The organism is Pelotalea chapellei, assembly GCF_018531195.1.
GTDB classification, from domain to species: domain Bacteria; phylum Desulfobacterota; class Desulfuromonadia; order Geobacterales; family Pseudopelobacteraceae; genus Pelotalea; species Pelotalea chapellei.
On the sequence record NZ_JAHDYS010000021.1, the window covers coordinates 39915 to 58587 of the forward strand.

The following is an 18673-nucleotide window of genomic DNA, read 5'->3' on the forward strand; positions in this document are numbered from 1 at the left end:
TCCATGGCCGATTCCGAGATCCGTCACGGCATGTGCGGCATCTGCCCGGCAGGGTGCCATGTGACAGCAACTCTCAGCGAGGGAAAACTGCTGCATGTGGAGCCGCGCGAGGGTCATCCATTGGGCATGATCTGTCGCATCGGCCGGCATTCTCCCGAGCTGGTCCATGACCCCGACCGGCTGCTCCATCCCCTGCGCCGCAAGGGACCCAGGGGTAACCATGACTTTGAGCGCATTTCCTGGGACGACGCATTCGAAATCATCGTTGACCGGTTTCAGGAGATCAAGCGGGAGAGCGGACCTGAAGCGGTGGCGATCTATACCGGCCGGGGCAGTTTCGACATGGCGCTGTGCGATGTCTTTCAGCCGGCAGGAGTAGCGGTATCTTCGGCATCAAGCGTTCTGTTTCCCTTTGGTTCACCATCGACCCTGGGAGTGGGTGCCCTCTGCTACGTCTCCTTTGCCATGATTGCCCCCCATGTGACCATGGGAGAGATGCTGATCACCATGGAGACCGACCTTGAACAGGCCGAACTGATCGTTCTGTGGGGAGCCAATCCGGCCACCGATTCGCCGCCGCTGGCCCATCGCCAGATCCTGCAGGCACGGGAGCGGGGAGCACGTGTGATCTCCATCGATCCCCGCCGGAGCGAGACCGCGCGGGAGAGTGGGGCCGAGTGGGTGCCGATACGCTCCGGTACCGATGGCGCCCTTGCCCTGGGAATGATCAATGTGCTCATCGAAGAAGAACTGTATGACGAGCAGTTTTGCCGGGAATGGACCGTCGGGTTTGATGAGCTTGCCAGGTACGTGCAGCATTTTTCCGCGGAAACAGTGGAACAGATAACCGGCGTAGCATCGGAAACCGTCCGTCAGCTGGCGCGCAGCATAGCCTCGGCCCGTGGAGCCAGCCCGGTCATGTACACCGGCCTGGAGTATTCGGACAGCGGCGTTCAGGCTATCAGGGGGGTGTTCACCCTGTGGGCCCTTGCCGGTCAGCTGGATGTGCCGGGGGGCATGCTCTTCCGCATGAAGGAGAACATCTTTCCCCAGAACCGCAGCGGCCTGATTCCCAATCCCGATGTGAGGAAAGCCCTGGGGCGGGAACGCTTTCCGGTGTACAGCGCCTACAGGGGAGAGTCGCACGCCATCGCGCTGCCCGAGGCGGTGCTGAAAGGCACACCCTATCCGGTGCGGGCGCTTACCGTCCTGGGAGGTTCGATCATTACCGCCTGGCCCCAGCCGGAGCTGTGGCGCAGAACGTTCAGCGCCCTTGACTTCATGGTCTGCATCAACCGTTACCACACCGCCGATTCGGCCTATGCCGACATCGTCCTGCCTGCCGCAACCGCTTACGAGATAACCTCCTATATGCGTTATGGCCCTCTCTTCGCAATCCGGGAACGACTGGTTGAGCCGCAGGGAGAGTCGCGCGGTGATTACCAGATTCTGGCTGAGCTTGCACGGCGTCTGGGATACGGCCATCTCTATCCCCAAAGCGAGGATGATCTGCTGCGTCATGCCCTGGAGGGGAGCGGTTTCAGTCTGGAGCAGGTACGGGCAAACAACGGGGAGGCCCGGGTAGAAACGACCATGATGCAGTACAGGAAATGGGAGAAGGGAGCGCTGAGGGGGGATGGCCGCCCCGGCTTCGATACTCCGAGCGGAAAGTTTGAAATTGCCTCCTCTATCCTCGCCGAGCATGGTTATGACCCGCTGCCGGTCTATACGGAGCCGGGAGAGGGTCCTCTGGCCAATCCCGAGCTGGCCCGTGAATTCCCCCTGGTATTCAATTCGGGAGCGCGAACTACCCATGACTTCCGCAGCCAGCACCACGGTGTTGCAGGGCTGGCCAAACGGCACAGCGAACCGCCCTTGACGATGAACAGCCAGGATGCAAGGGAGATGGGAATAGGCGAGGGGGACAGGGTTCGGGTCGAAACGCTGCGCGGCAGTGCTCTGTTCACCGCCCGTGTTACCGATGACATCGTACGGGGTGCGGTTGATGCGGCCATGGGAGGGGGCGGACCCCTCGGATCGCAGGCCTGGCAGGAATGCAATGTAAATGAATTGACCGATATCGGCCGCTTTGATCCCATCTCGGGATTCCCGGTTTACAAGAGCCTGCTTTGCCGTCTGAGGAAGGTGGAGTCGCAAGGGATATCTGCTATCGCCACAGGAGGTGAAGCAGCATCGTGTGACATTTCCGATGCCTCTTTATTGTTCATGTCTGCGGACAGGAACGAAGAAAAGAGCCATGAACCGTTGCGCCGGGTTTATCTGGATCACAATGCCACTACTCCGGTGGCAGCGGAAGTGCGTGAGGCCATGCTGCCGTTTCTTGGGGAAAGCTGGGGCAACCCTTCAAGTATCCATGCTGCCGGAAACCATGCGCGATCTGCAGTTGAAGCGGCCCGTCGCACCCTGGCCCAGGGGCTCAATTGCACGGCACGCCGGATAATTTTCACAGGCGGCGGTTCAGAGGCTGACAATCTTGCCATAACCGGCCTGGCAAAGGCCTCGGATGGCACCAGGCGGCATCTCATCACCAGCAGCATCGAGCATCCGGCTGTCCTTGCTCCCTGCCGGGCGCTGGCTCGTGAGGGATACGAACTGACCCTGCTCCCGGTCAACGGTGAGGGGGTAGTCGAGCCTGACAGCCTGCGTGCCGCACTTCGCCCCGATACGCTGCTGGTCTCAATCATGCTGGCCAACAATGAGACCGGCGCACTTCAGCCGGTGCAGGAGCTGGCCCGTATTGCCCATGAGCATGGGGCGGTTTTTCATACTGACGCGGTACAGGGTTTCGGAAAAATACCGATCGATGTGGAGGAACTGGGGGTCGATCTGCTGTCCGTTTCAGCCCACAAGCTCCACGGACCAAAAGGGGTTGGTGCTCTGTATGCGGCCAAAGATGTAAGGCTTGAAGCGCTGGTCAAGGGAGGTGGGCAGGAGCGGGGCCTGCGGGCGGGGACGGAAAATGTGCCGGGTATTGTAGGTTTTGGGCGTGCGGTGGAGCTTGCGCTCCGTTGGCTGAACACGGCAGGTCCGGCAGAGATGTCACGACTGCGTGACCGGCTGGAGAAAGGATTCAGCCGACTGGTGGCCAAGGCTGGAAGAAACGGCCCATCCAGCGGTCGGCTTCCCAATACCGTAAACCTGACCCTGCCGGAAATCCGGGGTGAATCGCTGGTCTTGCAGCTGGATCGGGCCGGCGTCGCCTGTTCATCAGGTTCGGCCTGCAAATCGGGCAATCCCGAGCCCTCCCACGCCCTGCTGGCCATGGGATTGACCCCGGTGCAGGCACATTGTTCGGTGCGATTCTCCCTCGGTTCCGGCACCACACAGGAAGATATCGATTATGTGCTGGAAGCGATGGAAACAGTAATCAGGGAAACAGGCAGTTCAGTGCGTTTTGTGGGGTGTCGGTGAGGCGGGAAAGGCTTATCTCACGCAGAGACGCAGAGAAAGGCGTGAATCAAAAAGCCTAGCTTCACGAAAAATCTCAAAAAAGCCGGATAAAGATTTTGAGTCTAAATCGTGAAGTTCAATAAAAGGTTTTGATGAAGGTTTTCTCTGTGTTCTCTGCGGGCTCTGCGCGAGATGGTTTTAAAGTTTTTGAAAGGCTTGAAGCAAAACAGATTCAGCCTCACGAAAAGTAAATCGTGAGTTCAATAAAAGGTTTTGATGAAGGTTTTCTCTGTGTTCTCTGCGGGCTCTGCGCGAGATGGTTTAAAGTTTTTGAAAGACTTGAAGCAAAACAGATTCAGCCTCACGAAAAGTCCCCGGAAAGGGCCGGAATTAATCCAAAACCGCCCCTTGGGTTACACCATGCTGGGTGTGGTCATCATAGGCAACCTGGTTTTGTTTGTGCTGGCTCAGGAGCGCTTTTACCTGCCGGTCAGCTTCCTGCTTCAGTTCGCGTTTGCTGGAAAAGCCGCCGAGATTGTTCAGGATCTTGTTAACTTCAGCTGCAGCATTAACAGCCATGTCCCTGTGGCCGAATTCATGCTCTTTCACACGATCGCTGTAGTTTTCCCACTGGGCGGCAATGCTGGCCGGTGGTGTGGAGCCCGGTTCCCATCTGGGGAGCGAGATTTTGATACCGATGTCCGTCTCGACCGAGTCGATGAAGTATGAGCCATTGCGATAGCTGACATCATAATTGTACTTGATGTCCCAGGTAGTCAGGGCGGCGTAGACATGCCCGTCATTCCATTTCGTGCCGTTCTGTTTCATCTGACTGCGGAGTTCCGCTGCAGTAGAGCCATTGACATTATAGTAGTCGAAGTCTTCGCTGATTTTGAGGACAGGTTCTTTTTTCAGAGTTTGCAGCGGTTCTTCATAAACTTTTGCCACCTGAATTTCCGGATCAACGGGTGCGGCCGCCACCAGTGATGATGAACAGAACATGCTTGCCACGATCAGAAGTGCAGAACGAAATGTCATTGTTGCTACCCCTTTTTCAGTAATCGTTATTTTTCAGTAGGTTTGTGCGCTGTAACGAAACTGATGATAGGGGAGGGGGGCTTTTCTGTAAGTGAGGCGGCTCACAAAAAGGAGCACTGTGAGGAGTGAGCAATGTGGAAGGCTCAGATGATGATTTGGTGGAGTTTGCAGTAGTGATCTGATGAAAACCAGGAAGACACGCCTCACGCAATGACGCTACGTTAAAGCAATAACAAGACTTTTTGCCTTTCGTGCGTCGTTGCGTCGTTGCGTGAAACTGGTTTCAGATTATTGTTTAGTACTCATATATATAATAAATACCAGTTAGTCTGATAGGCATAGTACTAAGTAGTATTAACATTTGTATGAATTTCATATGCAAGATCAGTTTCTTGAATAAAATGGTTCATGTGCTAACGTTACATATACAAAAATTAAGATTATAAACAGTAAGCCTTGGAGGAATAATGAATACTACTAGGACAGATATTCAAAAAGGCAGGCAAGCTCATACTGCTGTCAATGTAGGACGCATCGAGAGAAAGGCATCCATGATTGGCGGTGCAGCGCTGGCCATTACCGGTCTTACCAAGATGAAGAACATGAAATTCATTCCTGGGGTGGCCATGATGGCAGCCGGTGGCATGCTGTTGTATCGCGGCAAGACCGGTCATTGCGATATGTACGAGGCCATGGGGGTTGCTACGGCCGGAACCGAGGATGCCGGACTGGTCGTGGAAAAGGTACTCACTATCAATCGGCCTCCTCAGCAGGTGTATGATTTCTGGCATGACTTTCAGAATCTGCCCCGTTTCATGCAGCATCTCGACATGGTCCAGAAGACCGGCAATTCAACCTCGCACTGGAAGGCAAAAGGCCCCGGCGATGTCACACTCGAGTGGGATGCTGAGGTAATCGAGGACACTCCAGGTGAGCGCATCAGTTGGCAGTCCTTGGAAAATGCCGACATCCCAAATCGGGGCACAGTTGAATTCCATGAGGCGCCTGCCGGACGCGGCACCGAACTTTCTGTCAAAATGCAGTACTTTCCTGTTGGAGGCGCGGTTGGCAAGATGGCGGCCAAAGTCGCCCATGGCATCAACTCACGCCAGGTGGAGGAAGACCTCAGACGGCTGAAACAGATATTGGAGACGGGCGAGACCCCTACGGCCTGTCTGGTCCCGGAATGCATGACAACTCACTGAGCATGAACAGACCTAGGAAAAGAGTATTTCAAAGGGTCTGAACAGGAGGAGACATGAAGGCTGTATGTTGGCATGGAAAACACGATGTGCAGGTGGATAATGTGCCGGATCCCAAGGTTCTCAATCCTCGGGACGCCATTGTCAAGGTTACCCTGAGCGCAATCTGCGGGTCTGATCTGCATCTGTACAATGGGTATATTCCCACCATGAAAAAAGGCGACATCCTTGGACATGAGTTTATCGGAGAGGTGGTAGAAGTCGGTTCAGGGGTCAAGAATGTCACCCGCGGTGACCGGGTCGTGGTGCCATTCCCGATTGCATGCGGTGACTGCTGGTATTGCCAGCACGAATTATGGTCCCTCTGTGATAACTCGAACCCCAATGCATGGATGATGGAAGAGATCTATGGAGATACAGGGGCCGGTATTTTCGGCTATTCGCACCTCTATGGCGGTTATGCTGGAGGTCAGGCTGAGTACGTGCGGGTGCCCTTTGCCGATGTCGGGCTGGAAAAGATTGCACCTGGCCTGAAGGATGAACAGGTACTGTTTCTGACAGACATATTCCCGACCGGCTATCAGGCTGCCGAACAGTGCAACATACATCAGGGTGATACGGTGGCGGTCTGGGGGGCAGGGCCGGTAGGTCTTTTGGCCATGAAGAGCGCCGCTCATATGGGGGCGGCCAAAATAGTGGCTATTGACAAGAATCCTGAACGCCTCGAAATGGCCTTTAACCACTGCCAGGCCGAAACACTCAATTTCGAGGAAGACGATGTGGTCGAGGCTCTGCACTCCATGACCGGAGGGCGCGGCCCTGATTCCTGCATCGATGCTGTCGGAATGGAGTCCGAAGGGATCGGTATGGAGGCGGTTTACGATACGGTAAAGCAGACCCTGCGTCTGGAGTCGGATCGGCCTATCGCCCTGCGCCAGGCTATCAAGGCCTGCCGCAAGGGGGGCACTATTTCCATTCCGGGTGTTTACGGAGGATTTGTGGACAAGATGCCCATGGGGGTTGTTTTCGCCAAGGGACTGACCATGAAAGCGGGGCAGACAAATGTGCAGAAATATTTGCGTCCGCTGATGCAGATGGTCGAGAAGAATGAAATCGACCCAAGCTTCATTATCACCCATCGCATGTCACTGGATGAAGCACCTCAGGGATACAAAATGTTTGCCCAGAAACAGGACGGCTGCGTGAAAATTGTTCTCAATCCCCAGGCCCGGAGCCAGGCAACCCACTGACCCAACGGGTGGTGCGGCATTGCCTTACAAACCCCAAAGGAGCGTTACATGGCACAGCAATCATCCAATCTGCAGAGTTCAAAGCAACTGTTCGACCTTCTTAAAAGTGATCATCGCCAGGCCGAGAAATTGATGAAGCAGATTGAATCCGCTTCTTATGAAAAACGGGAGGCCCTGTTTGCAATCCTCAAGCAGGAACTGACGCTGCACATGCAGATGGAAGAGAAGGAATTCTATCCTAAACTGCAGAAAATTGCGGAGATGTCCGACCAGGTGGAGGACGCACTGCAGGAGCACAAGGAGGCCAGGGAATATCTCGCCGAGCTGGAAGATCTGGACCAGGACGAAGATGAGTGGCTTTCATCGTTTCAGGACATGCAGGAGGGTATTCAGCACCACGTTGAGGATGAAGAGCAGGAAATCTTCCCTGACTGCAAAAAATTCCTGAGCGAAGAACAGTTGGGCGAGATTGCCCAAAAATGCATACAGATGAAGGAAAAATCACAAAAACCTTCATCACGGACTGCCTCCAAAGGCGGTCTGCAGAGGCAGACCAGAAAGCAGCCTGGGGCAAGGTCGTAGAGTCTCTGAGTCACGGAGTCTCGATTTAGAAAGGTTGTGTAGTAACTAAGAGACTCCGTGACTCCATGACTGTTTCTCGGGGAGTATTCATGCGGACAGAGGAAATGATCATGACCCATCCGGTCAAGCCCCAGTATGACCTGAAGAGCTTGAACGAGTTCATGCAGGCGGTGGCTGCATGCGAGCAGGCATGTGTTTCCTGTGCGGATGCCTGTCTGGCCGAGGAAAAGCGAGACCAGCTGGTGCGCTGCATAAGCCTGAATCATGATTGTGCCGATATTTGCATGGTTACTGCCCGATTGGTCGCCCGGCAGACCGCCCCGGATCTAAAGGTTATTCAGAGTCAGGTGCAGACACTCTCACTGGCCTGCAACAGTTGCAAGACAGAATGCCGCAAGCATGCCAGCATGCATGATCATTGCCGGGTCTGCGCTGAGGCCTGTGCCAGGTGCGAGGAAAACTGTGCAAAGTTGCTGACGCTCTTTCCGATGACGATAGGGCAGGATAGTCGCTAACATTTTATTGATTTCAATTACACAGGATAACCCATGAGCGATTTAGCTTATCCCCGTCCCCAGATGCAGCGGTCCAACTGGCTCTCTCTTAACGGTGAGTGGAATTTCTGTTTCGATCATGAACAGAAATTTCGTATTCCATCTCAAGTTCATGACTGGTCAGCCAAAATTCAGGTGCCCTATGCGCCGGAATGCAGCCGGAGCGGAATTAACGATACCGGATTTCATCGCGCCTGCTGGTACGAGCGGGAATTCGATTATCCCCTTCCGGAAAGCGGTCGTGTGCTGCTTCATTTCGGCGCCGTGGACTATATAGCCCAAGTGTGGGTCAATGGCATGCTGGTCATGAAACATATGGGGGGGCACACTCCCTTTTATGCCGATATCACCTCTGCTCTCAGCACCAGCCGACGTCAAAAAGTGACTGTACTGGCCGAGGATGATCCGGAAGATCTGGAAAAGCCGCGGGGCAAGCAGGACTGGAAGGAAGAGCCGCACTCGATCTGGTATTACCGTACAACCGGTATCTGGCAGACGGTCTGGATCGAAAATGTACCGGATACGTACATCAACCACATCCGCTGGTCTCCGCACCTGGAACGCTGGGAAATCGGCTGTGAGGTATTCTTCTCAGGACCGATTCTTCCGGATATGAAGGTCAAGGTGATCATGAGCAGAGGTGATCAGCTCCTGGTGGAAGACAATTACCGGGTGCTGGGGGACGAGATGCATCGCCGTATCGCGCTCTCCGATCCCGGAATCGAGGATTTTCGCAACGATCTGCTCTGGACTCCGGAACGGCCGACATTGATCGATGTGACGCTGCGTCTGATGCAGGGCGATGAGGTACTGGATGAAATCTATTCCTATTCTGCAATGCGTTCGGTCAAGGTCCACCGGGACCGCTTCCTGCTGAATGGACGGCCGTACCAGCTGCGTATGGTGCTGGACCAGGGATACTGGCCCGACACGCTGATGACGCCGCCATCCGACGATGCCCTGCGTAAAGATGTGGATCTTGTCAAGGCGATGGGCTTCAACGGAGTACGCAAGCATCAGAAGATCGAGGACCCGCGCTATCTCTACTGGGCAGACCGGCAGGGTCTTCTGGTCTGGGAGGAGATGCCGAGCGCCTACCGCTTTACTACGCGCTCAATAAAGCGGCTGATGCGGGAATGGATGGAGGCTATCGAGCGGGATTACAGTCATCCCTGCATAATTACCTGGGTGCCATTCAATGAATCGTGGGGTGTTCCTGACTTGAACGCAACCCAGGCCCATCGGGACGCTGTGCATGCCTTTTTTCACCTGACCAAGACCATGGATCCGACCAGGCCCGTCATCGGCAACGATGGCTGGGAAAGTTCTGCAACGGATATCATCGGCATTCATGATTATGATGGCAATCCGGTGACGCTGCGTGAACGGTACGGTGCCCAGGTCAAGCCCGAGGAAATGTTTGACCGGCGACGTCCCGGCGGCAGGATGCTGACCCTGGATGGCTACCCCCACCGCGGTCAGCCGATCATCCTGACCGAGTTCGGCGGCATTGCCTACGTGAAGCCGGGCGACCCGCTGTACCAGGAAGCATGGGGATACAATCGTCGAGACGATATCCGGGAGTTTGAAAAACAGGTGCTATCGCTGATCGAGGTGGCCTGCACTATCGGTATGTTCTGCGGTTTTTGTTACACCCAGTTCTGTGACACTTTCCAGGAGGCCAACGGTTTGCTCTACGCCGACCGCACCCCAAAGCTGCCGCTGGAGCGGATTGCGAAGTCAGTGAATGTCTATCCATTTGATACTCATTTTGTGTGAATTTGACCCTCCCCCAGCCCCTCCCATAAAGGGAGGGGAGTTACGTTCCCTCTCCCTTTATGGGAGAGGGTTAGGGAGAGGGGGTTTTGAATTAATTTGAAACAACATGATCCAAATTGGTGCCTAATGCACATACTCCAACTAAAAAAAGACGATGGCCGCGATCTGACCCTGTACAGCCGCAGGCCGATTGATCCTACTCTGACCGCCCCCAGTCCTAACCGGGACCCGCTTGTGGCCAATCCGCATCTGCGCTGGCATCCCCTGCGTGGGGAGTGGATCACCTATGCAAGCTACCGGCAGGGACGGACCTTCATGCCGCCGCCTGAATACAATCCCCTGGCTCCCACCACTGATCCGGAGAATCCGACCGAGCTTCCGGCAGGGGATTATGATGTAGCTGTGTTCGACAACCAGTTTCCCTCCCTTAGTCTGGCATCCCATAACCCGCCACAAACAATTGTTAACACTCTGCCTGCTAATGGCAGTTGCGAAGTGGTGGTCTTTACCGAAGATGCCGGTGCTACCCTGGCCACGCTTCCCTTAAGTCATCTGGAGCTGTTATTTCAGGTCTGGGCCGATCGCACCAGAGTTCTGGGAAGCAAGCCGGAGATACAGTTCGTACTTCCTTTCGAAAACAAGGGAGTCGAGGTGGGGGTAACGCTACACCACCCCCATGGCCAGATCTACGCCTATCCTTTTGTGCCGCCAGTGCCAAAACAGATGAATGCCCAGGAACTCGCCCATCTCAAGGAGACTGGTCAGCCGCTGCTGCAGGAACTGATCAGGGCGGAGATAGCTTCCGGTGAGAGGATCCTGTACCGAGGGGAGCATGCGGTGGCGTTTCTTCCGGCCTGGGCTCGCTATCCCTATGAGGTCTGGGTGGCACCCATCCGGCGGGTGAAGGATTTCGGTTGCCTGCTGCCTGAGGTGCGCGCTGACCTGGCCAGAGCTCTGAAAACAACCCTGCTTAAATACGATGGCATGTGGCAACGCTCGTTTCCTTATCTGATGGCCTGGTATCAGGCGCCACAGGATGGCGAGCAACACCCGGAATCCCATCTGCATGCCGAATTCTTTCCGCCGTACCGTACCAGGGACAGGCTCAAATATCTGGCAGGAACAGAGCTGGCAGCCGGCATGTTTGCCAATGACGCACTGCCCGAGGATAAGGCCAAGGATCTGCAGGCTGTAATTGTGGATGTGGAATCATGACCATGGACCGCAGTGCAGAGGTGGATTTCAAGATCGCATTGGTCAGATCGTTCCTGATCGAGCAGGAAGGGGTGCGCCTGCGGGGAATTGACTGGTTTGCCTGGGCCACGGCAGGAGCTTCGAGCGCCGTTCTGCTTGCGGCTGAAACCGGTATCGCAGAAGTTCTTATCACCCTTGATGGCGCCTGGATTCTTACCGATGACATTGAAGCTCGCCGGCTGCAGGATGAGGAAATCGTCGGTTCTTATACCATTCATGCTTCGGCCTGGGCGACTCCCCAGGATCGCGAGCAGTTTGTCCGCAAGAAGGGTGGCACTCTGATCCTTTCCGATCGTCCCAAGATTGGTGAAGCGCCGCTTCCCTCCGGGATGATAGATTTCAAGCGCAGCATGATGCCGGGCGAGATCGAACGCTATCGGAAAGTCGGACGTCTGGCAGCCGAGGCAATGACCGAGACTCTTTCCCTTGCCGAGCCGGAATGGACGGAATGGGATTTGGCTGGTGCCGGTGCCGATGCATTACTTTCGCGTGGTATACATCCGGCTCTGGTTCTTTCTGCCGGCAACCGCCGCCTGCCCATCTACCGGCACCCGACCCCTTCCATGGACCGCATTGGCAACTGCGCCATGCTGGTCTTCTGCGGCCGCATGTACGGGTTGTATGCAAATTTGACGCGCTTTGTCAGTTTTGGCCCACTCGAGCAGGCGGCAGTTGATCGGCACCGCATTGTGAGGGAGATAGAGGCACGTGTGCTGGAACAGTCCAAGCCGGGAGCTTCACTGCATTCCATGTACACCGTTCTGGCCGGAGCGTATGCCGAGGCTGGCCAGGCCCGGGCGATTCAGGAACATCACCAGGGTGGTACCACCGGCTACCTTTCCAGGGAAATAGTTGTCACGCCTGACCTGCTGGGGGAATATCTGCGCAGCAACTCAGCCGTAGCCTGGAATCCAAGCATCAAGGGAGCCAAAATTGAGGACACCTTTCTGGTGACCGACACCGGGCTGCTCAACCTGACACTGGATCCCGTGTGGCCCGTGATCGAGGTTGCTGGACTCAAGCGGCCGCTTGTGTTGGAGCGGTAACTGAAACCACCCCTCTCCCCAGCCCTCTCCTTTAGGCCCTGCGGGTCCACTGAGTGGAGAGGGAGCATAAAAGCACCCCTCCCTTGATGGGAGGACCCAAAGGGCCTAAAGGGCTGGGGGAGGGTGAGAAGGGTGAAGAGATTGACAAAAGGAGCCCCATGACACCTTCAAGTTTCAAGGAAAAATTCGGCATTGAGGCTGAAGCCTCTGCCAGTGCGCCGGGGCGGGTCAATCTGCTTGGTGAGCACACCGATTACAACGACGGCTTCGTATTGCCGATAGCGATCCCGCAACGTACGCACGTTCAGCTTGCCCGCAGCCATGACGCAACTACCCGCATTTTTTCGGCCCAGATGACACGGGAAGTTGCTTATTCCATGGACATGCCCGCGATTCCAAGAGGGTACGCAGGTTACATCATCGGTTGCATCCGTCTGCTGCAGGAAAAGGATTTTCCGGTCTCCCCGGTCTGTCTGTACATCGATTCCAACGTTCCCATCGGCGCGGGACTTTCCAGCAGCGCGGCGCTGGAGGTGGCAGTATTGCGTGGCCTGCGCAGCCTGTTCAACCTGAAGATAGATGACGTGCAGATTGCCCTTATGGCCCAGCAGGCCGAGATCCGCTATGCCCATGTGCACTGCGGGATAATGGATCAGATGGCATCCAGTCTGGCTGATACGGAGCACATGCTGTTTCTGGATGCGCGTTCGCTTGAGCGGAAGCTGTTGCCGCTGCCCGAGTACGCCGAGCTGCTTGTGGTGGACAGCGGGGTTCCCCGTTCTTTGGCTGACAGCAGTTACAACGAAAGAAGGACTGAGTGTGAGGAGGCGGCCCGACTTCTGGGAGTAGCTTCCCTGCGCGATGTAGATGACCTTGGAGCTGTTTCCAGACTTCCGGAGGTGCTTCGCTGCCGTGCCCGCCATGTGATCAGCGAAAATCAGCGCGTCCTGGAAGCGGTACGCTCTGTAAAGGCTGAACGTTTCGGTGAGTTGATGAACGCTTCCCATGCCAGTCTGCGGGATGATTTCGAAGTATCCATAGATGCTTTGGACCAGATGGTGGGGCTCTTACAGGCAGATGCGGCGGTGTATGGTGCCCGTCTGACAGGAGCCGGTTTCGGTGGAGCCTGCGTTGCAATGGTCAGGAAAGGTGCTGCTGCGCAGGTAGCAGAGACCGTTTTGGAAAGGTATAAACAGCGCGGCTATCAAGGAAAATTGCTGGTTGCCGGCAGCATGTAATTCTTGAAATTTGGTGGGCTCAGATTAAGACCCTAAAGGTTCCAAAACCTTTAGGGTCTTCGACATTGCGGAAACAAAAACCTATCCCCCTGCCACAACCGCTTCGGAAGAAGCGTCAGTAAGGATCTCCTCAAAGTATCGTCCCAGAGCATCTTCATAGGTCGGCAGCAGGTTATGCAGTTCGCTGGTGAGCGTACTGTTGCGGGGGCGCCTGGCGCGGTAGCCAAATTGGTTGGACCTGCAGCAGATGATTCCGTCGGTGTCCATGCCGGCCATGGTTGCCGAGCTGTATGCCAGTTCCGCCCAGCTTAGGGCGCCGGAGTTTGAGATATGCCAGATGCCTGATTCCTCATCCAGAAGCAGATCAAGTGCTGTGTTGATGAGATCCGGCAGGTAGGTGGGAGAAATAATCAGGTCGTCGGCAATCTGTACTTTTTCTCCTCTGGCTAAAGCGCCAAGAGTGGAGGTAATGAAATTGTAACGATCCCACGGTCCGAAAAAAGCGCTGGTGCGGATAACCAGTGCTTCTTTCATCAAAGCAAGTACGTGACGCTCCGCCTCCGCTTTGCTGAGACCATACACATTCAACGGACCAACCGCATCCTGTTCGTGATAGCCGCGCCCCTTTGTTCCGTCAAAGACGAGGTCAGAGGAAAACGTCACCAGACGCACACCCAGGGCTTTACAGGCAGCTGCCAGCTTTAAGGGACCGATGGTGTTCTCTTTGAAGCACTGGCGGAGATTATCTTCCGCATCATCCACCCGAACAAAGCCGGCGGCATTAACTACAGCCCACGGCCTGTATTTCCTCAGGGTGGCTGTCACCGAGGCACTGTCAGTGATATCGACCTGCTGCCGCGTCAAGAGATGATGATGCAATCCCCGCGTGGTGCAAATCCTGCCAAATCCTTTTCCTAAAGTCCCGCTGCTTCCGATGATCAAAAGCGGCTGGCTGTTGCCATACTCAAGTTCTTCAGAATCATGGTGCTTCGGCCGGCAATGGGCGAAAAGACGTTCCGGCCTGCGCCACCAGCCGGGAGCATTCAGGGATGGGTGATGGAAGGTACCTTTTTCATTTAGCTCCCGAATCATGCGGGTAAGCATGGTAGGACGCGGAACAGGTGCGCGGACATCATACACACCAGGTTCGTAGTGATTATTTTCGCTTGTAACCAAAGTGTTCCAGTCACATGCACCAAGCAGGGACCAGGCCGTTACTGCACGCACCGGCACCCCCTCGCGACAGAGATCGAGTCCTGCCTGCCAGGCCTCCATGAACCAGCGAACCTGTTCCTCTCTGGTGCAGCTGATATGGGCCTCGGTAATGGCCACCGGCTTTGCATAGCGTTGCCAGGCCTCGCGCAGTACCACGTGATGTCCCTGGATCCCATCGGGCGATGCTCTGACCGCTTCTGCATCGGCATAGTCCTGCCGGCCGTTTCCACCGTGGTAGCGCTTCGGGTACAGGTGCATGCGCTCATCAAGCATTCGGTCGCTGGTGAGATAATAATTTATCCCGATAACGTCCGGTTCACAGCCACTCAGGGAGTCAAGCTCGGCTTCGGTGGCGCCACAACCGGTAAGCCAGCTGTAGAGCGGGTGATGATGGTTCACCCGTCCGGCGAGAAGATCTAGGCTGAGCCAGCGGCGCTCGTTCTCGAAATCGGCCTGATATCTGAGCATGTCGGTGGAATAGGATCTGGAGATGTCCTCGGTAACGATCAGTTTTGCTTGTGGTATCACTTGACGTATTGCTGCCATGGCTGCACCAATGGCTTTGCATTGCAGGATGATGGCACGAATGAAGGTACTACAGTCACATCCGTGGGGAAACCAGTGCCCGTACATGCCGGAAAACCGGGCTGTAGTAAGTGGTTCATTGATCGGAGTGAAAGTTTCAAGCCAGGGATACCGTTCTGCCACAAGCTGTGCAAAGCGCGCCAGTTTCCTGGGGAAAGCGGGATCGACCAGACTTGTGTATGTTGGCCCGCTGCCGTGGTGAAGCAGGCCTGCAATCGGCGTGATACCCAGGGATTTCATCTGTGCAAGCCGTTCATCGGTCCAGCGCCAGTCTCTTGTATCAAGTGAATCGGGGGAGACAAGTTCCCATAGAATGGGATAGCGCATGGTGCGGATTCCCAGTGAGGCAAAACGTTCGAGATCATCGGCCCGGTGCCAATGGCCGGTAGCGAGAAGCTGGTTGTGGAATGTATCCCTGACCCGGTTAACGGTACATTCAACTCCTCCCCAGATTTCCGGACGCAGATGATAACCAATGGAGGGTGAGGAGAGGATTGGGCAGGCATGCTCTGTTTCCTTGTTCACGAAGCACCTCCGAGCGGCGGCACAGAAGACTGTTTTGGGATAATTGTGCAGGCGACTGTGTCGTGATCTTCGGGGACAATCAAGGGCAGGAGTGGTCAATTTCCGCTCCGGCAGGGCGCCGGAGCGGGACGGACTGCTCCTACACAGCGGGTATTTCGCGCCGTATTTTTTCCCTGGCGGATTTGAAAAGTGTTGAAGTCTGGACAGCAGCCGACTGCAGCGTGCGTACTTTTTCCGCCGCCTGCTTCCCTGCCAGCAGGGCGTGGTCTGAGTTATAGTATTCCCACTCACCGTACCGGCCGGCTGGTATGATGTTGTTGGCCTCCAGCCAGGTCCTGATGGTTGCCACATTCCGTGCCCTTGTATGATCATAAATGACATAGGCATGGGGCATGTCCAGTTCATTGGCGGTAATGATGCGGTCTCCCCGTTTGATCAGGCCGATCTTGGTGCAGTCTTCCACGCAGCGCTGGATGAGTGCCGGTCCTTCACAGGGGAGGGGTTTGAGATCGGAGTAACTGATTTCGCAGGTAAGTCCGAACCCGCCGGACGGATTGCAGTAAGGACTGGCATTGCCCTGAACGAACACTCGATGTGCCACGGAACCCTCGGGCAGGTATATCCAGTGTTTGTCGGTGATGTTGGCCCGGCCGATGCCGATATTGACATTGCGGATGGATATGTGACCCAAGCCTTTGGCAGCAGCCCGAACAGGGGCTGGTGCCTCGTCACCCATGGCCAGGATCAGCTCCGGAAGCGGCATGGTGCTGATCAGGGTCTGGTACTGGTATCTCCTGCCATCTTCCAGTTCTACGCTCTTCTGGCGGGGGGAGACCGACGCCACTTTGGCGTTGGTAACAACATCACCCCTGAGACGGCTGTTGAAACCATCCATCAATGCCTGGAACCCGCCATGAAGCGGATACCCGAACCGGGAATTGGGTCCCATCGGCTTTGGCACCGGGTGCAGTGCTCCGTCGAGCATTTCTTCAAGGTCCGGAAGTGGTACTCTCCCGCCAAGCCAGGATGTTTCCATCTCATTGAGCGGAAGGGTCCACAGTTTGGTGTTGTATGGTATGGCAAAATGTTTCGCGATGCCTGTTCCCCACACTTTATAAATAAACTCTTCAAAGTTGCGTGGCTCTTCCTTGATGTCAAGCAGGGGCAGCATGCTGCTTAAACTCGTTTTTTTGCTGCCGGCGCCGGTCTGGCTCATTTTTTCCTTTGCAATACTTCCGAACCTTGCCTCGATTGCTCCTACAATGCATTCCTTGATCACCTCCGGTGGAAGTCCGTAGAGCGCTCCCTGAAATGGATAGCGGGTGTAGGTCTGCTTGCTGAAGACCCAGGCTTCGCGTTCCTGCCAGTGAACATTGTTCGACAGCAGCAGGGAATACATGCGGTGCACGTAGGGGTCATTGGAAAACATGATGTGCCCGGCATAATCGAATATAAAACCCTTGTCTTCAATGGAACGGCACCATCCGCCCAGTGTTGAATTCTGTTCAAGCAGCAGACTGTCGTCTCCCAGGTGATAGGCCGCGCTCAGTCCGGTTGGTCCGGCCCCTATGATCAGGTGGGGGAATTCGGGGGTTTCACCGGTTGTGGCAAGTGTCAGCGGGTGCTCAACCTCAGCCACTGGTCTGATTTTTGTCGTGGCTGTTTCAGCACTGCGTTTCGCCGATCGTTTTCCGAAAGTCTTGTCTATGATTTTGTTGATGGCTTCGGCGGTGGCGTCCCAGGAAGTGCGGGAAAGAACATCGCGCATACCGGCGACCCTTCGCTGCTGTTCCATACGTGATTGGAGCAGGGCTCGTTCGCAGGATGAAATGAACGTTTCCGGGGTGTCCCCCAGGTAGACTATATGTGAGTAGGGATCGGCCACATCTGTGATGGGAGTGCTGACAATAGGTTTTTCTGCGGCCATATATTCAAGAGTCTTGGTCGGGCTGATGAATTTTGTGGCTTCATTGAGTGCAAATGGAAGCAGACAGACATCCCACCCGGAAAGGAAGTTAGGCAGGTCCTCATAACGTTGCTGACCGAAATAGTGGATATTTTTATGGCGGGGAAGGTCGGTCGGCTTGATTTTGACCAGAGGGCCGACCATGATGATCTGCCATTCCGGATGGACTATGGCGGTCTGCTCAAGCAGATTCAGGTCCAGGCGCTCATCCAGGACTCCGAAGAAGCCAAGGCGGGGTCGGGAGAGTTTCTTCTGTATGTCCGGTTCTTGAGCACCACCCCGCGCCTGTGCGAAATGCTGTTCGTCCACACTGCTTGGAAAACAGAAAACATTGGGATGGCGGTCCTTTTTTGCACGGTACAGGCTGGGACCACCGGTAAAGACAACATCGGCCATTTTTAGCAGCGCTGTTTCCCGTTGAATCATCTGCCTCGGCGCATTCAGAAACGCCGATAGCTCGTCCATGCAGTCGTATATAATCCCTTTTGGCTTGAGAGTGGTTGAAAGCGGCAGTGCCATGGGAGTGTAAAACCAGAGAAGGTAATCTGTCATTTTTTCATCTGCAATCAGCTGTTTCAGCAGCAGAGCAAGATAGGGGAGTTGCTCATCATGATAACCCCCTTTAAGACAGGGGGTATGAGGCCTGCAGACAAGAACATTCGGCTCTGGCATGTCGAATTCAAGATACGGTTTTTCTGATGTGCCGGGTTCCGGCTCCTCAAAAAAAACAACCCGCCGTTTTTGGGCGAGTCTGCTAAGGAGGTGCTGCGGGCGCTGGTATACGAAGTTCCAGCGAAGGTGTGAAAATACCAGTAGAGATTGAGTCATAGTGCCTCCGTAGTTGGGGGTATGGTGCGTGTATGTAGTTTGGATGTCCGTCGAGACCTTTTAACAGGCTGTTGAAACACTCAGGTTGTTCAAAAATAGTCAGATCGTCGCACCCGGAGAAGCCCCCGCGGAGCAACCGTGTTCTCTGTCAAGTGAAAGCATAAAAACTATCGTTCCAGCGGCGGTTGTCCCTGATCATG

The 18673-nt window shown here is 55.2% G+C and carries 12 protein-coding genes; 9 read left to right on the forward strand and 3 right to left on the reverse strand.

Features of this window, described 5'->3' with window-relative positions; translation table 11 throughout:
• Positions 1-3 precede the first annotated feature (3 nt).
• Entirely contained in the window at positions 4-3432 is a 3429-nt protein-coding gene (locus KJB30_RS16665; protein ID WP_214301446.1) for an IscS subfamily cysteine desulfurase, read from the forward strand.
• 369 nt (positions 3433-3801) lie between these two features.
• Here the strand turns inward: KJB30_RS16665 and KJB30_RS16670 are convergent, their stop codons facing one another.
• Complete coding sequence (locus KJB30_RS16670; RefSeq protein WP_214301448.1) at positions 3802-4449, reverse strand: DUF922 domain-containing protein; 648 nt, start codon at positions 4447-4449, stop codon at positions 3802-3804.
• A 467-nt stretch (positions 4450-4916) separates the two neighbouring features.
• On the opposite strand from KJB30_RS16670, the gene KJB30_RS16675 reads away from it, so the two are divergent.
• The 8 genes from KJB30_RS16675 (at position 4917) to galK (ending at position 13354) form a co-directional block, all read left to right on the forward strand.
• Positions 4917-5654, forward strand: a complete 738-nt coding sequence (locus tag KJB30_RS16675; RefSeq protein ID WP_214301450.1) for an SRPBCC family protein — start codon at positions 4917-4919, stop codon at positions 5652-5654.
• A gap of 53 nt (positions 5655-5707) precedes the next feature.
• Positions 5708-6901 (forward strand): zinc-dependent alcohol dehydrogenase, encoded by a 1194-nt coding sequence (locus KJB30_RS16680; RefSeq protein ID WP_214301452.1) that lies wholly within the window; start codon positions 5708-5710, stop codon positions 6899-6901.
• 48 nt (positions 6902-6949) lie between these two features.
• On the forward strand, positions 6950-7483 hold the full coding sequence (locus tag KJB30_RS16685) for a hemerythrin domain-containing protein (RefSeq protein WP_214301454.1): 534 nt from the start codon (positions 6950-6952) through the stop codon (positions 7481-7483).
• A gap of 89 nt (positions 7484-7572) precedes the next feature.
• Positions 7573-7998 carry a four-helix bundle copper-binding protein gene (locus tag KJB30_RS16690; RefSeq protein WP_214301455.1) on the forward strand — a complete coding sequence of 142 codons (426 nt, stop codon included), beginning with the start codon at positions 7573-7575 and terminating at the stop codon, positions 7996-7998.
• A gap of 33 nt (positions 7999-8031) precedes the next feature.
• On the forward strand, positions 8032-9816 hold the full coding sequence (locus KJB30_RS16695; protein ID WP_214301457.1) for a glycoside hydrolase family 2 protein: 1785 nt from the start codon (positions 8032-8034) through the stop codon (positions 9814-9816).
• A gap of 126 nt (positions 9817-9942) precedes the next feature.
• Positions 9943-11031: a galactose-1-phosphate uridylyltransferase gene (gene galT / locus KJB30_RS16700; RefSeq protein ID WP_214301459.1), complete on the forward strand. Its 1089-nt coding sequence runs from the start codon at positions 9943-9945 to the stop codon at positions 11029-11031.
• Positions 11028-12116 carry a M24 family metallopeptidase gene (locus KJB30_RS16705; protein ID WP_214301461.1) on the forward strand — a complete coding sequence of 363 codons (1089 nt, stop codon included), beginning with the start codon at positions 11028-11030 and terminating at the stop codon, positions 12114-12116. Before galT ends, KJB30_RS16705 begins: the two co-directional genes overlap by 4 nt.
• 158 nt (positions 12117-12274) lie before the next feature.
• Positions 12275-13354, forward strand: coding sequence for a galactokinase (galK, locus tag KJB30_RS16710; RefSeq protein ID WP_214301463.1), 1080 nt, complete (start codon positions 12275-12277; stop codon positions 13352-13354).
• Between the two features lie 81 nt (positions 13355-13435).
• Here the strand turns inward: galK and KJB30_RS16715 are convergent, their stop codons facing one another.
• Both KJB30_RS16715 and KJB30_RS16720 read right to left on the reverse strand, forming a co-directional pair.
• The gene (locus KJB30_RS16715) at positions 13436-15679 is read right to left on the reverse strand and encodes a family 1 glycosylhydrolase (protein ID WP_214301479.1); all 2244 of its coding nucleotides are present in this window, start codon (positions 15677-15679) and stop codon (positions 13436-13438) included.
• A gap of 139 nt (positions 15680-15818) precedes the next feature.
• Positions 15819-18473: an NAD(P)-binding protein gene (locus KJB30_RS16720; RefSeq protein ID WP_214301465.1), complete on the reverse strand. Its 2655-nt coding sequence runs from the start codon at positions 18471-18473 to the stop codon at positions 15819-15821.
• Positions 18474-18673: the final 200 nt, after the last annotated feature.